Annotated in this window: 14 protein-coding genes; 3 read left to right on the top strand and 11 right to left on the bottom strand. The window is 37.5% G+C overall.

The window, feature by feature from the left end; genetic code table 11:
* Nucleotides 1-2: 2 nt before the first annotated feature.
* Nucleotides 3-530: a ribosome hibernation-promoting factor, HPF/YfiA family gene (gene hpf, locus DRZ96_RS03555; protein ID WP_112889594.1), complete on the top strand. Its 528-nt coding sequence runs from the start codon at nucleotides 3-5 to the stop codon at nucleotides 528-530.
* Nucleotides 531-724: 194 nt separating this feature from the next.
* Entirely contained in the window at nucleotides 725-2,341 is a 1,617-nt protein-coding gene (locus tag DRZ96_RS03550) for an alkaline phosphatase (protein WP_112889593.1), read from the top strand.
* Nucleotides 2,342-2,444: 103 nt separating this feature from the next.
* Here DRZ96_RS03550 and DRZ96_RS03545 read toward each other — a convergent pair whose 3' ends face one another.
* The 5 genes from DRZ96_RS03545 to DRZ96_RS03520 form a co-directional block, all read right to left on the bottom strand.
* Complete coding sequence (locus tag DRZ96_RS03545; protein ID WP_112889592.1) at nucleotides 2,445-3,899, bottom strand: carbon starvation CstA family protein; 1,455 nt, start codon at nucleotides 3,897-3,899, stop codon at nucleotides 2,445-2,447.
* 513 nt (nucleotides 3,900-4,412) lie between these two features.
* On the bottom strand, nucleotides 4,413-5,630 hold the full coding sequence (locus tag DRZ96_RS03540; protein ID WP_049542880.1) for a tyrosine-type recombinase/integrase: 1,218 nt from the start codon (nucleotides 5,628-5,630) through the stop codon (nucleotides 4,413-4,415).
* Between the two features lie 81 nt (nucleotides 5,631-5,711).
* Complete coding sequence (locus DRZ96_RS03535) at nucleotides 5,712-5,915, bottom strand: excisionase (protein WP_000814511.1); 204 nt, start codon at nucleotides 5,913-5,915, stop codon at nucleotides 5,712-5,714.
* Nucleotides 5,916-6,375: 460 nt separating this feature from the next.
* A complete protein-coding gene (locus DRZ96_RS03525) occupies nucleotides 6,376-6,606 on the bottom strand; it encodes a helix-turn-helix domain-containing protein (protein ID WP_000857133.1) in 231 nt (76 codons plus the stop codon).
* The gene (locus DRZ96_RS03520; RefSeq protein ID WP_000804885.1) at nucleotides 6,603-7,025 is read right to left on the bottom strand and encodes a sigma-70 family RNA polymerase sigma factor; all 423 of its coding nucleotides are present in this window, start codon (nucleotides 7,023-7,025) and stop codon (nucleotides 6,603-6,605) included. The genes DRZ96_RS03525 and DRZ96_RS03520 overlap by 4 nt, the downstream gene beginning before the upstream one ends.
* Before the next feature lie 504 nt (nucleotides 7,026-7,529).
* Between DRZ96_RS03520 and DRZ96_RS03510 the strand changes: the two genes are divergently transcribed.
* A complete protein-coding gene (locus DRZ96_RS03510; RefSeq protein ID WP_070701362.1) occupies nucleotides 7,530-7,883 on the top strand; it encodes a helix-turn-helix domain-containing protein in 354 nt (117 codons plus the stop codon).
* 59 nt (nucleotides 7,884-7,942) lie between these two features.
* Here DRZ96_RS03510 and DRZ96_RS03505 read toward each other — a convergent pair whose 3' ends face one another.
* The 6 genes from DRZ96_RS03505 to DRZ96_RS03480 form a co-directional block, all read right to left on the bottom strand.
* Complete coding sequence (locus tag DRZ96_RS03505; RefSeq protein WP_000336323.1) at nucleotides 7,943-8,110, bottom strand: cysteine-rich KTR domain-containing protein; 168 nt, start codon at nucleotides 8,108-8,110, stop codon at nucleotides 7,943-7,945.
* A 118-nt stretch (nucleotides 8,111-8,228) separates the two neighbouring features.
* Nucleotides 8,229-10,148 carry a tetracycline resistance ribosomal protection protein Tet(M) gene (tet(M), locus tag DRZ96_RS03500; protein WP_000691736.1) on the bottom strand — a complete coding sequence of 640 codons (1,920 nt, stop codon included), beginning with the start codon at nucleotides 10,146-10,148 and terminating at the stop codon, nucleotides 8,229-8,231.
* 15 nt (nucleotides 10,149-10,163) lie between these two features.
* Nucleotides 10,164-10,250: a tetracycline resistance determinant leader peptide gene (locus DRZ96_RS03495; protein ID WP_011058339.1), complete on the bottom strand. Its 87-nt coding sequence runs from the start codon at nucleotides 10,248-10,250 to the stop codon at nucleotides 10,164-10,166.
* Between the two features lie 274 nt (nucleotides 10,251-10,524).
* Complete coding sequence (locus DRZ96_RS03490; RefSeq protein ID WP_001224320.1) at nucleotides 10,525-11,460, bottom strand: conjugal transfer protein; 936 nt, start codon at nucleotides 11,458-11,460, stop codon at nucleotides 10,525-10,527.
* Entirely contained in the window at nucleotides 11,457-12,458 is a 1,002-nt protein-coding gene (locus DRZ96_RS03485; protein WP_000769868.1) for a bifunctional lytic transglycosylase/C40 family peptidase, read from the bottom strand. Before DRZ96_RS03485 ends, DRZ96_RS03490 begins: the two co-directional genes overlap by 4 nt.
* Nucleotides 12,455-14,632 (bottom strand): CD3337/EF1877 family mobilome membrane protein, encoded by a 2,178-nt coding sequence (locus tag DRZ96_RS03480; protein WP_000804748.1) that lies wholly within the window; start codon nucleotides 14,630-14,632, stop codon nucleotides 12,455-12,457. The genes DRZ96_RS03485 and DRZ96_RS03480 overlap by 4 nt, the downstream gene beginning before the upstream one ends.
* Between the last annotated feature and the right edge of the window lie 2 nt (nucleotides 14,633-14,634).

Genomic DNA, 14,634 nt, shown 5'->3' with positions numbered 1-14,634 from the left:
TTATGTTATTGAACTTTGTTGGAAAAAACATTGAACTTACAGAATCTTTGAAGGAAATTGCAGAAAAAAAATTCTCCAGGTTAGATAAATATTTTTCTGAAGAAGTTGAAACAAGGCTTGTTTTCTCTACAATAAAAGATGAACAAACTGTTGAAGCTACAATATTTTTACCAAAGACAATTATTAGGGCAGAAGAAACTACAGACGACATGTACTCTTCAATGGACAACGCTGTGGATGCACTTGCTAGACAAATTAGAAAACACAAGACTAAATTAAAGAGAAGATATCAAAACAACGAAACAATTAGGTTTGACGAACTTTTTGATAAAGAACCACCAAAGGAAGAAGCAGAACACAAGATTGTAAAGAGAAAGAACTTCGAACTTAACCCAATGGATGAAGAAGAAGCAATCCTACAAATGGATCTTCTAAATCACAATTTCTTCGTTTTCTTAGACGCGGATACTGATGGAGTTTCTATTGTTTACAAGAGAAAAGATGGAAACTACGGTAAAATTGAAGTTTAATATTAATAATATAAAATGTGAGGGCGCTTAGGCGTCCTTTTTTCTTGTCCTTTTAAAATAGAATCTAGAAAATATTCTCCAAATAAAATTAAAGACCTCTTGCTTTAAAAAAATTAAAAAATTTTTTACTTACTATTTATATTTCATTTACAATCCTCTGTTAGATTATAAGTAATAAATCTTAGGAGGAAAGTATGAACAAATTAAAAAAAGCTTTGTCAATTTCACTTGCCCTAGTGACTTTGGCGCCTTCTCTTGTATTTGCCCAAGAGAAAGATTTTGGTAGTGCAAAAAATGTAATTGTGATGATACCAGATGGGATGAGTGTAGAAGCACTTACAACTGCAAGATGGATGACTAAGGACAAGAAGTTTGTAATGGACGACATGGCAACAGGCCTTGTTAGGACTAACAACGCCAACACACCTATGGCCGACTCTGCTCCAGCAGCAACAGCCATGGCAACTGGCATAAAGACAGAATCTCCTTTTGTTGGTTCTTATCCATCTAAAGACGGCATGCCAGGATTTTCTAACTTTGACAAGGAAAGGGCTAAACAACCCATAGCCAACGTCCTTGAAGGTGCAAAGAGAAGTGGAAGATCCACTGGTATTGTGTCCACATCAAATATCCAACACGCAACTCCAGCTGACTTTTCTGCCCACAATCCTGACAGAAATAACTATGAAGACCTTGGCGAACAACAAGTTTACCAAGACATGGACCTTGTCCTAGGTGCTGGTAGCACTTATTTAAGTAAAGAAACTAGAAAGGACAAGGAAGATCTTATTTCTGAAATAAAGACAAGGGGTTACGATTATGTGACTACTAAGGAAGGTCTAGAAGGATCAAAGGGCAACAAACTTTGGGGACTTTTTGAAGACAAGTCCTTCCCTTATGAAATAGATAGGGACAAGACTACCAAACCTTCACTTGCAGAAATGACTGACAAGGCTCTAGAAGTTTTATCAACAAATGACAAGGGATTTTTCCTAATGGTTGAAGGTTCTGAAGTTGACTGGGCTGCTCATGCCAATGACCCAGTAGCTCTTATACACGAAATCAAAGCCTTTGATGATGCAGTAAAAGTTGCAAAAGACTTTGCTGATGAAAAGGGGGACACAGTAATTTTAATTGCTGCTGACCATGGAACTGGTGGGATAACTTTTGGTCACAGAAACATTTCCAAGGGTTATGACAAGGCTCCTCTTGATGAATTTACAAAAATAATTTCATCTGCAAAAATTTCTGTGACAAAGGCTGCTGAAGAAGTGAAGGAAGACAAGTCCAATGTGGGAGAAGTAATGGAAAAGCACTTTGGCATAAAGAACCTTACAGAAGAAGAGTTAAATCTTATTAAGACTGAAAAGGACACAGGTTCAGCAATGGGAAGAGTTATCTCAGCAAGAAGTCACATTGCTTGGACAACTGGAGGTCACGTTGGTGGAGATGTAGGACTTTATTCTTACTCAACTACCAAGGATGCTAAGAGACTAATTGGAACAGTTCACAATTATGAAATTGGAAGATACGTGGAAGATGTCCTTGACATTGATCTTGATAAGTTGACAGAAGAACTTTACCAACCTATAAGAAGAGGCTTTGAAGAAAAGGGAGCCAAGGTTGAATTTAAGGTAAAGGGACCAAATGATTATGAAGCTATAGTTACTAAGGGATCTGATAAGATTATCTTCCCTGTTTCAAAGAACTACGCTATAAAAAATGGTGAAAAAGTTGAACTTGGTGGACTTACAATTTATTCCACAAGAGCTGTATATGTTCCACAAACAGCCTTTGATCTTGTAAAATAAATTTCTTAAATTCTTATTCATAAAATAATAAAAATAAATCCTCAAAAAAAAGACCTGCAGTTTTAATTTCTGCAGGTCTTTAACATTTGATTTTAAATTAAATTTATTCTAGATTTGTAGTTTCAATTCTAGTTTTATTCTTCTTACCAGTCTTAACAACAAAGATTGCGTAAGCAATAGCTAGGACTCCAGCTGCTGGATAGGCAATAGTAAATGGCAAGCGAAGTCCAAGTTTTTTCTCACTTATAATAAATGCGAAAACTATAAATGTGTAGAAGATTCCTGGTATCAAAGTTATTAAATAATTTTTGTTAGTGTTGATTAGATAAATTGTGGCAACTGCTAGGGCAAAGATTGCTACAAATTGGTTTGTGAATCCAAAGTATCTCCAAAGCATGTTAAATCCATTTGGGTTTGACTTAGCGAAGAAGAGGATTGCTATTGCAGGTATAAATAAAACTGCTGCAAGACCAGCTCTCTTTGCGCCAGATCTTTGGTCAATGTTTAATTCTTCAGAGATTATTAGTCTTAGAGACCTAAAGGCAGTGTCACCAGAAGTGATAGGTAGTGCTATTACTCCAAGAACTGCAAGTAATCCTCCAATGTCTCCCATAAAGTATTTTGAAATTTCTCCAACCATTAGGGTTCCAGCTGTATCAAGTGGAGCTCTTCCTGTTGAGAAGATTACCATGGCACCAGCTGCCCAAACCATTGCGATAAAACCTTCTGCAATCATAGTTGAGTAGAAAGTTGTCTTAGCTTCTGCTTCTGACTTAACAGTTCTTGACACAAGAGTAACTTGTGAACCGTGGAATCCTGATAGGATACCACATGCAACTGTTATAAAGAAGGATGGGATAAATCTTTGACCAAGTGGGTGTTCTGCAAGTAGACCGTAATTTGCAAAAGAAAGGTCTCCAGAACCCTTAACAAAGATTCCAATAAATACTCCAATGGCAGAGATAATTAAGAAGGCACCAAATAGTGGATATATTCTTCCAATTAGCTTGTCAATAGGAAGTACAGTTGAAAGGATGTAGTAGGCAAAGATCACTGCGTAGATAATCCAAATAACATTAGAATCTACACCAACCTTTAAGACGTCGTTGGCAATTAAGTCTCCAGGTGTGTAAACGAAAACTACACCAGTTAAGAGAAGTAGGATGGCAATAACGATATTATAAAATTTACGAACGCCGTCGCCAATATACTTACCAACAAGTTTTGGCACTTGAGACCCGCCATTTCTCATAGAGATGAAGCCTGTCATGTAATCGTGGACTGCACCTGCGAAGACACAACCTAATGGGATTGCCAAGAAGGCAATGGGTCCAAATAAAATACCTTGGATAGGTCCAAGTATAGGGCCAGTTCCTGCAATGTTAAGTAGGTTGATAAGCCAGTTCTTCTTTTCGCTCATCACTACATAGTCAACTCCGTCAGCTTTTGATACTGCTGGAGTAGGTCTATCGTCTGGTTGAAGTTGCTTTTCTACATATTTTGAGTAGAAAAAACCTCCAACAAATAAAATAATAATTCCGATAATAAATAGTAACATAAATTCCTCCCCTTACTTTTATTATTTCCTATAAGATTATAGGCTAAGACTGGCTCAATTACAAGAAAGTTGATGTTTGACATGGACTTATTGAGCCTTAGTTGAGAAAAAAATATGAAAAACTTTTACGAAATTAAAAAAAGGTCCACTATATTGGACCTAAAGATAAATAATCGAAAGTTAAAGTCTACAAAACTTATAAAAATGATGAAAATGGATTTAATTTTATTAAGTCAGGCTTTTAATAAGATTTTATTTTGCCATCGGTCTTTATTCTTGATTAAAAAGCAGGAATCTCAGAAGTTTTAAAATTATTTTAGACCAATAGTTTTTATAAGTAAACAAAACATAGATTTCTAATTATCCTTTTAAATCTCATTAAATGCTCGCAAATCCTTATTCTAAAGGGCTTCGAGCATTTTTACTGTTGGAAGATACTTCACGTTTCCTTATATATTTCCTCATGAATTGACTGTCAGAAGTGGTAAATTAGTAGTAAATTCATCTGTACTACTAAGCAACAAGACGTTCCTGCTGTTTCTTTTTTTCCAAGCGGTTCATCTCTGCCATAGCAGAATCGAATGTAGCATGTGCGTAATAGTTCAGCGTCATGTTTATATTCGCATGCCCCATAATGTACTGCAATGCTTTTGGGTTCATTCCTGCATTTGCATAGTTAGTGCAGAACGTATGACGCAAAATGTGTGGAGTGATATGGGGTAGCTTATCCTCATGATATTTATTGTATTTCTTGACAAGGTTTTTCAACATACCATTGTAATCACTTGCCACTTTAGGATAGTCTTTCCCATTGAGAAAAAGGAAATTACTATAACCATCAATCACAACACATTTACGGTTCTTCCGATTCGCCAGCACTCGCTGAAACGCTTGATAGGCTTCTTCAACCATAGGAACTTGTCGTTCGCCACTTTTAGTCTTGGGAGTTTCAATGTAGTATCCATTTTCAGTATCTCGTAGTAACTGATGGTCTACCTTGACAAGACGATTTTCAAAATCCAAATCTGGAAGTGTCAGACCGCCAAACTCTGAAATACGAAGACCCGTTTTTAAGAGTATCAGGATTTCATCATAATTCTTGCTGTAGGTCTTATCAGCTTTCGCAAAGGATAACAGCTTTTCTTCCTGCTCCGTTGTCAATGCGACTTTAGGAACAGTATCATCATCAATGACGGTATTTAGCTGGAAGTCAAAGGGATTCTTCCGAACACAATCGTCTTCAATCGCAATATAGAATGAAGCCCTTAAAGAACGCTTATAGTTATTGATGGTTTGATAAGCATATCCATCTTCACTCATTCTAATCGCCCATTCTTTAGCGTCTGATGGCTTAATACTGTCAATACTTCTTACACCTAACTTGTCTTTCTTCAAAATATCCATAAGATATTTGCGTCCAGTTTCAGTGTTTTTTCTAACCTTTGGTCTTTGAGCGTTCTGTTTTGCGTAAAGCTGGCAGAGTGTCATTTTCTTTCCTACAACATCAATACCATCATGAATGTCTTTCTGTAACTCTGCGATTTTCTCTCTAAGTGAGATACAATCACGCTTTCCTGCTGGTACTCGGTCTGTAGCCACAAGTTTCCACGAGTAAACAAATTGCGGTTCTCCAAATGAATCTATATATTTGTATAAGTATCTTCCGTCTTTTCGTTGGCTCTCTCCAGTCTTTAAGATTCGACCTTTATTGTCACGTCTTTTTTCTGACATGGCATTTGCTCCTTTCCTTTATGGAAAGAGCCTTGATACGACTTAATACTATTTTATCATATACAAGACCCTTTGGCGACGCTAGATTGCGTCCAATGTATCTATAATTTTTTCAAATTGTTTTCGTTTAATCTGAATACGATTGCCATTCATAATCAGCCAATTTGCATTTTTATTTTCCTCTGCCAAGCGTCGTAGCTTGTTTTCGCCAATACGAAAATATTTTGACGCTTCTTCAATGGTTAGGGTATAACGTTCCCAAATAGGAATGTCAGTCTGCTTCATAAAATCCTCCTTTCCAAATCACTTATTTGGATTTCATAAAAGTTGTTTTACCAGCAATCGAACAGCTTTAGCAAAGCTCACGGGAGTTCCACCCCTGCATGGTTCTCATGTAGCCATACTCATTGCCTGCGACGGTTTTATCACGCTCGGACTATTGACTGTATGGGAGTATCATTATCACGATAAGAATGTCGTTGCAGGCAATCCTGCTAAAGATTGCTTCTCGGATCACTAACATGAATCGCTCGCTATCTTTATAAGATAGGTCATGGCGGTTAGTTCCGTTGGCTCTTTTCTTATCGAAACGTATTCGATTACTTTTATTCAGTTTTCAAAGAACAATGGCTCGTTAGCCTATCAAAACACATTGAAAGCTCAATATGCTTTGGTGGAATAACAAACCTCCCTGTTCGGGAAGCGTGGAATGGTTTAGCACGCTTCCACGAAAGGAGAGAGGATATTACTTAATTTCAAATGACAAAATCTTTGTAATCAGTCTGGTTTCCATTCTTCCACGTAAGACTTCATCAACGACCATACTTTGATTGCCATATTCATCTTTCATAAGTCGTAGGGAACGCTTCGTTATGTACCCTCTGTAATGATGTAGAATCTGGTTAATCGCTTCGGTATCGCCATCTGTTGCCTTTACAATGAGAGGAAAGGGAATCATAGGATATTGTGTTTTCATTCTTCAAATTCCTCCATAAACTTTTTAATTAAGGCTAGTCCACTGGTTCTATGCCGATAGACAGTAGAACGGTTCAATTTCAACAGGTCTGCAATTTCTGAATCGCTCATGTCCATAAAGTAAAACAGCAGTAGAATTTCACGTTTCTTGTCTGGCAACTCACGTAATGCTTCACTCAACAAATCATTTTCAACGCCTACTGATAACCCATTGAGTGTAAAAATCTGAAAGTCAGTTGAATAGTTATCTGTTGTCGCAAACTGGCTAACAAGATAATCGCCAACATCCGAAAAGGACACCTCACGCTTTGCAATCCTTGAAAGATAAAGCATATAATTCTTTCGCTCGTCTTCCATAGCACGTTTACAGATATAGTCAAACTGATTTTCTATTGTGGTCTGAAAAGAAGATGGTTTCATGTTTCTCACCCCCTTTCTGTCTAGGAAAGGAAGTGAGCCTTGCTCGTTTATCTCCTTTCACTCTTAGTCCCAATGTGAAAGGGGGATTTGTTGCATTACTGATAAATAAACTTTGTAAAAAAGTTCTGAATAGCCAAAAAAGCATATAAACAGATTTATTTCTCTGTTTACATGCTTCTGTTATTCTATCTATATGATTTATAAAACCACATTGGTGGACGTACTTATCTATTGCAGATAGACGACTTTTTTTGACAAGAACCCAATGTAAGGAAATTTATTGTATATGATGTACTTCATGGCGACGTTGACCTCCAACAAACCGCCATTTGGAAGTAATATACAATATTTTAACAGCGTAAATAGCACTACCATATAACGGTTTTTTTTATTGGCGTTTAGTAGTGCTTTTTATTAAATATAAACCTATAAACCATATAACACGTTTTTCTATACCTGTTTTTAATTCAGTAGGAACAATAAAATGTATAGAGGTGGTCTACTATGCGTAAAAAAGAAGATAAATATGATTTTAGAGCCTTTGGTTTAGCCATTAAAGAAGCTCGATTGAAACGAGGTTTAACTCGTGAACAAGTGGGAGCATTGATTGAAATTGACCCACGGTACTTAACTAATATTGAAAATAAAGGGCAACACCCCAGCATACAAGTTCTTTATGACCTTGTATCGTTACTTGATGTGTCCGTTGATGAATTTTTCTTACCTGCTAATAACTTGGTAAAAAGCACCCGACGATTACAGATAGAGAAATACATGGATAGCTTTACAGACAAAGAACTATCCTTAATGGAATCTTTAGCCAGCGGTATCAACGAAGCAAGAAACATCGAAGACTAATTAAAAGAATCCATACATAACGGAAAGAGCCGATAAAATGAGATTGTATTAATCTCATTTTATCGGCTCTGCGTCTTTGCGTCTGGCTCTGTAATCACAGTTACTTTGAACTGCTTTATTTCAATTAAATTTTCTTGTCTGCATTTCGGACAATAGAGGGGGAATTTTTTTAATTCAGTATCTTCCCTTATCTTTAATCGTGTTTTATTTCCACATACAGGACACAATATCCACTTGTAGTTTATAATAACTATCTCCTCCTTTACACTTTAATTCAAATCTTTATTAAAAAATATTTCATCTTATTTAACAAGAAACCATATTTATATAACAACATAAAATACACTAAGTTATTTTATTGAACATATATCGTACTTTATCTATCCGACTATTTGGACGACGGGGCTGGCAAACAGGTTCACCGGTAGTAACATGGTACCCTTTTAACTCTGTTAAACAAACACTACGTCCATTTGTAAAGAAAGTTAAATCACTACGATATTCTTGAATACACCGAGCAGGGATTTCTCCACTAAGAATGACCTCATTATTTTTCAATTGAGTGTCTACGATGTTCGCACAATATTTAGGAGCATCGTTGTATGCTCGTGAAAGATATTCCTGTGGCGCATAAATTTTAAAACTAAGATATGGCTCTAACAATTCTGTTCCAGCTTTTTTTAAGACTTGTTCCAATACAATAGGAGCAAGCATCCGAAAATCTGCTGGGGTACTAACAGGGCTATAGTATAAGCCATACTTAAAACAGATTTTACAGTCCGTCACATTCCAACCATATAATCCTTGTTCGCAACCATAGCGTATCCCTTCCATAACTGCATTTTGAAATGATTGATTTAAGTATCCAAGAGAAACCGAGCTCTCATACTGCATTCCACTTCCCAACGGAAGCGGTGATACAGATAAACCAATGGAAGCCCAGAAAGGATTTGGCGGCACTTCGATGTGAATGGTATATTCTGCATTTTTTAACGGTCTCTCCATATAAATGACTGTAGGCTCTTTTAGTTCTATCTCCACATGATACTTTTCTTGCAACAGTGCACTAATCACTTCCATTTGTACTTTCCCTAAGAAAGAAAGTATAATTTCATGTGTCGTAGAATCCACGTAATATCGTAGAAGCGGATCACTATCTGAGATTTCCAAAAGGGCATCAAGCAACATTTCTCTCTGTTCAGGTTTACTCGGTTCAACAGTTGTTTGTAGTAGAGGGTGCGGATTTTCAATCTTTTTTCTCTGTGGCAATAGTTTTGTATCTCCAAGAACACTATTTAACTTCAAAAACTCATTTTGCAAAATAACAATTTCTCCAGAATAAGCTCTATCAATCTTACATAATTCACCATTTATTGAAGTATACATTTCTGTAACTTTTATTTTTTCTTTTTCTGATACTCTAACCGAATCTCGTAAATGTAGTACTCCACTATAAAGGCGTATATATGCAAGACGTTGTCTTTTTTTTGTATATTCAATTTTGAAAACATTTCCGCAAAGTTCAGACGGACCTCGATGTGTTGATGAATAAAATTTATTAGTAATAACTTCTATAAGGTTATCAATCCCTATATTACTTTTTGCACTTCCATGATAAAGAGGGAACAGAGAACAATTCTGAAATCTTATGCTTTCCTCTTGTTCGAGTTCCAATGCTTCTAATGATTTACCGGACATATATTTCTCTAAAAGGTCATCGTTTCCCTCTATTACCGTATCCCATTGTTCAGATTCGGTAAAGTTCGTCACACACATATTAGGATACAGTTCTACCTTCTGTTTGATTACAATTTCGGCAGAAAGTTTCTCTTTAATATCCTGATAAACCGTTGATAAATCAATTCCATTTTGGTCAATCTTATTGATAAAAAAGATTGTGGGAATCCCCATTTTCCTAAGTGCATGAAATAATATACGAGTTTGTGCTTGTACGCCATCTTTTGCAGAAATCAGTAGAATTGCCCCATCTAAAACTGATAATGAACGATATACTTCTGCTAAGAAATCCATATGTCCTGGCGTGTCTATGATGTTCACCTTCGTATTTTCCCACTGAAAAGAGGTTATTCCTGTCTGAATTGTAATTCCTCTCTGACGTTCTAAAAGCGTATTATCCGTCCTCGTTGTACCTTTGTCCACGCTTCCTAATTCTGTAATCGCTCCACTGTTATATAATAAGCTTTCTGTTAAGGTAGTTTTTCCTGCATCAACATGAGCTAAAACTCCAATATTAATAATTTTCATGTGATTTTCCTCCATTCAAAAACCCAAAAGGGCATAAAAATCCCAGTGATAAATACTTTTATCACTGGGATTTTTATGCATAACCATAGGTATACAAAGCATACAGATATTCTCTGGATACTTTAGAATCACATGATAAAGGTATTCTTAAACTGGGTACAAAAAACTAAGCCCTCCTAAAAAAGGACATCCAATTATTTGTTCCCACTATCAAATTGACAGTTTATTTAAGAATACCTTGTCGCATATTTATTAACTCCTTTTAAATAGATACTTAAATAATAGCACGTAAGAGCATATTTGTAAAGGAATCTCCAATTTTTTATCAAAGAGAGTACGTGATTACAAAATAGCTGTAATAATGTACCAATATTTGTTATTCTATAATCTTCCAATTACTCCCGTTCTTTTCAAGTACCAAATCAAATTGAGATACCTGCGTTGCTTTGGTCTGCTGGTCGATATACTCCACTGTCAGCGATACCGTGACTTGATTATCCTTACGATTGTGAATAGGATTTACCAGTTCTTGAAAGATGTACTCTTTTCCGATTGGTTTTAATATCCCGTCATTCACATAGTAGGAAAGTTCACTGGCTGTCGCTGTAGGATAGAGCTTGAAGAACGTCGTTAAAAACTCATTGATTTCATTGGTTGTAATGGAATCAACCGTCCCCTCACTTTCAATGGCTTTTGGTTTATAACTTGATTTCTTAGGTATGTTGGTAATGGTCGGATTCTTAACCAGTACCATATTTCCAGAACCATCTACATAGACACTCACTATATAAGCAGAGTGGACGGTCTTTGTATTTTCTCCCTCTGTAATGAGCTGGTCTACACTGTAGGTTACATTAAACTCATTGTCGCCAGTTGGCTCTACCGTCCATATCTGAAATCCTCTTACAGAAGACGATACAGGAATATCTTTGCGTACTGTATCAACATTGAGAGCTTGAAGTTCATCTGTCAGATAGCCTTTTAGACTTTCCATTCGATTATCAATGGACTTATCGGATTGCTCCCATGAATAGTAGACTTTCGCAAAGTTCTCTACAAAATTTTCTACATGATGAGTATCAACGTATTCCTTTTCTATGATAGTTGTTTCGTGAATAGTATGAGTATCTATAGCTGTAAAGTGCTTGAATATCGCAAAGCTGAAACTAAGCCCTAAAAGTACCCACAAGGCAATCACAACCTTTTTATGAGGATTGACCTTATAGTAGACACGAGGTTTCTTTTCCTTTGGTATCTGTTTTTCTTTATTCTGATTTTTTCTAAATTTCATCATTAAATCTTCCTTTCTCATTGTTTGATTCGTCCTGCTCCCACTAAATGCTGTTGCCAGTAGGGGCTTGTTAAGTCGGCATAACCGATTGGGTCGCCTGCATGAAACATACGGTTATTGCCAAGGTATATCCCAACATGAGTAATATAAGAGCCAGCGTTATAGGTAGAATGAAAGAAAACCAAATCGCCAGCTTGTGCTTCCGATAGTGGGATATGCTGGGTCACATCATATTGCTGTTGTGCGGTTCGTGGTAAGTTAATTCCAGCTTTTCCATACGTCCATTGTGTCAGTCCGCTACAATCAAAAGAAGTAGTCGGGGAAGCTCCACCGTAAACGTATCGCCAGCCCTCATATTTCAGTGCTTCGTCCATGATGGCTTGTACCGTATCATCATCAAACTCTGTTGTGACAAGATACTGCGTTACCAGTTGCACATAAAACATATTGCCATAGTTGTATCGCCAGCCCCCATTGATAGGTATGGCTATGGGATTGGGGTAAGACACTTTTTCGCCACCTGAATACTCTTTTGAGAAACTTTGAGCCAGTTCAAAGGTATATTTATTTCCACGATTAGCCACATACCCTAAGAAACCACCACCATAATTGTAGGACTGGATAACCGATTCTAAATCTACACTGAGCCTTTCGCTACTGGCTAATAATTCACTGAAATACTTCACACCTTGCTTAATGGATTCTTCTGTACTCAATGAATTAGGTGGAAGACCGAGGGATTCCGAGGACTGCATAACATCTTCCGCAGTACCGCCCGATTCCACCTGTATAATCGCAAGAAGTATGTTGACATATTCTTCAACGCCATATTCTTTGGCATATTTTTCTACCATAGGCTTATGAGCCAGCACTTCTGCGGAAACATTCACACCTCCATAATGAATATTGGAAATTCCGCTGTCCTGTTCATCTGAAAATAAAATGGCAACAAACAGAAGCAGTGAGAAGACCATCAAGAATAATCCAGAACCACCAATCACTAAAGTTTTCAACTTCATGGTTTCTTACCGACTTTCTTAATGGTGGCGGTTTTGATTGGTGGTCTACTTCTTGTATTTTGTAGTGGTACTCTTTGAACAGTAGACGGACGTTCTTTTGTGATTGGACGTTGTGAAGTTCTATCTGCTGTAGTGGTTGAAGTTGCTGGCTTTTGAACGGTTTTTTCTTGAACGGTATTGCCTTGGCGTTCCACTTTTGGACTTGAAAAATCGGACTTAACTGCTGGACGCTCTTGTTTGGCTTGTTGAGATTCCTTATATGAAGTCTGAATATTAGACTGTTTTGAGGTCTGTTCATCATGATATTGTTCTTGTCTTGTAGTCGGTCTTTCATGAACAGAAGAAGCAGGCTGTTTTTTCTGTTTGACCTGTTCCATTTCAGAGCGACGCTTCGCAATGGTTTTTCGCCTTTGTTCCTGCTGTTCCTTGCGTCCACTGGCTCTGTCCGCTTTGGTTTGAGAAATACTACTGGTTAAATCACGGACATTCTCTTTTACTTTGGATTTTCCTTGATATACTGCATATCTTGCATTGGTCGGCAAATCTTTAACCTGTTCTTTCAAACCACTAGCAGTGTCTACCATTCTGTCTTTGGTATCAGCTACTGTACCGATGGTTTGACCGATACGTTTTCCAAGTGTTGATTTTTCCTTTCCGTCTGGTCGGGAGTGATCTGCTTGTGTCCTTGCAGAACTCCCCGAACCCGACTGTCCTTTTTTACCTGTAACAATGGCAGACCCAGCCCCTAGAGTAGTCATGGAACGTCCAAGTTTCCGCTGTAGACGGTGCATGTGAGCGTGCATAAGCATACGAGGTTTTCTCATCACACGACTTCCCACACTTTGAGAATCGTTACTCTGTAGAGAAAACATACTCATTAAATCGCCCAGCTTGAAGTAGATTCCTGCAAAGGTCACAATCTGTAGAAAAGCAATCAAAAAGAACGGATAACCAGCCGATAAGGTATAGAGCATGGTTGAAATACTAAATGCTGTCGTAATAATCAATGTGATTCCAGCTCGTGTCAAAATGGTATTAAAGAGCTTTGTTATGGCTCGTTTTGACATACCATCAAATGATGGAATCATGCTTAAAATAAAGCTCACAGGCAGAAACATAGCATAGATGATAAAAAGTACCTGCGAGAAAATCATGATTCCTGTTAATAGGAATACAAATATGGAAATCCCAATATTGAAGACAAATAGGAAGAAGACTGTACCTAAACGGTTAATGGTCTTTGTAATGGTTAGATTGGTATTGCTTCTGTCTTCAATTTCTTCCGCAACAATTTTTTCTCTGTCTTCGCCATTGTTGGAATCTGGGCTGGTGGAGAGCAGGCTTTCCACACGGTCAATACCGATACTTTCAATGTCTGAACTGTTGTATTGAAGCAGTAGCCACGGTTGCTGAACCTGTATGGAAAACAGGCTATCTCTGATTAAGTCCACGCTGTCCTTGCCTTGACTATCGGAATGGGGCATGACAATCTTCGTGCCAAGTGATAAACTGGCATTACTGATGTCTGATGAAAAGTCATTGATTTTTTTAATGTAGTCGGGAGCGTAGGCAATAAAGGAAGCCGATAGGATAAACACCAGCACAAAATTCATAATGGCATGAATTGCCTTTGTGGTTTCTCTCTTTATCAGTCCCGTATAGGCAACATAAACCCCAAGAACCAAAATCAAGAGTAAGAGGAATCCAACATAGAAACCCTCTGTTGAAAATCCGTTTGCACTCACACCAGCTAAGGTCTGCATATTCTTACCAATGGAATCTGCTGTAGCGGAAATGAAGTCTAAGGAATAGGCTTCCTGTACTAAGTAACCTGTCGCATTGGAAACATACAAACTGATTGTCCAAATAAAATTGGTAATGGCATATAGTCCATACATGACCTGTTTTCCAATCCCGTCCGACCAGTTCCACGGAAGCCAGCCCCAGCTATTATCCACATAAAAATCCAGTTGATAGTTTTCAAGTGGGTATCGGCTGTATTCATTTGCCACATTGACCGTATCATCTACCAAGCCCGCAGCTTGAACCACCGTTCCCAGCATGGCTAAAAGAAAAATGGCAATCACAAGTGTGAAAGCCACTGTCATTGCCACTTTACCTAGACGTTTCAGCGTCCAGTTTGATTTTATTCTGTTTACTATTGATGGTTTCACAT

Source organism: Peptoniphilus harei (genome assembly GCF_900454685.1).
In the GTDB taxonomy this organism is placed as follows: domain Bacteria; phylum Bacillota; class Clostridia; order Tissierellales; family Peptoniphilaceae; genus Peptoniphilus_A; species Peptoniphilus_A harei.
The sequence above is the reverse complement of the archived record's forward strand: the minus strand, read 5'-3'. Positions and strand labels throughout refer to the sequence as shown.

Excerpts from the sequence above, each read along its gene's own strand:
- hpf (WP_112889594.1), top strand. The coding sequence starts at position 3 with ATGTTATTGAACTTTGTTGGAAAAAACATTGAACTTACAGAATCTTTG.
- DRZ96_RS03550 (WP_112889593.1), top strand. The coding sequence starts at position 725 with ATGAACAAATTAAAAAAAGCTTTGTCAATTTCACTTGCCCTAGTGACT.
- DRZ96_RS03545 (WP_112889592.1), bottom strand. The coding sequence starts at position 3,899 with ATGTTACTATTTATTATCGGAATTATTATTTTATTTGTTGGAGGTTTT.
- DRZ96_RS03540 (WP_049542880.1), bottom strand. The coding sequence starts at position 5,630 with ATGTCAGAAAAAAGACGTGACAATAAAGGTCGAATCTTAAAGACTGGA.
- DRZ96_RS03535 (WP_000814511.1), bottom strand. The coding sequence starts at position 5,915 with ATGAAGCAGACTGACATTCCTATTTGGGAACGTTATACCCTAACCATT.
- DRZ96_RS03525 (WP_000857133.1), bottom strand. The coding sequence starts at position 6,606 with ATGAAAACACAATATCCTATGATTCCCTTTCCTCTCATTGTAAAGGCA.
- DRZ96_RS03520 (WP_000804885.1), bottom strand. The coding sequence starts at position 7,025 with ATGAAACCATCTTCTTTTCAGACCACAATAGAAAATCAGTTTGACTAT.
- DRZ96_RS03510 (WP_070701362.1), top strand. The coding sequence starts at position 7,530 with ATGCGTAAAAAAGAAGATAAATATGATTTTAGAGCCTTTGGTTTAGCC.
- DRZ96_RS03495 (WP_011058339.1), bottom strand. The coding sequence starts at position 10,250 with ATGCTTTGTATACCTATGGTTATGCATAAAAATCCCAGTGATAAAAGT.
- DRZ96_RS03490 (WP_001224320.1), bottom strand. The coding sequence starts at position 11,460 with ATGAGAAAGGAAGATTTAATGATGAAATTTAGAAAAAATCAGAATAAA.
- DRZ96_RS03485 (WP_000769868.1), bottom strand. The coding sequence starts at position 12,458 with ATGAAGTTGAAAACTTTAGTGATTGGTGGTTCTGGATTATTCTTGATG.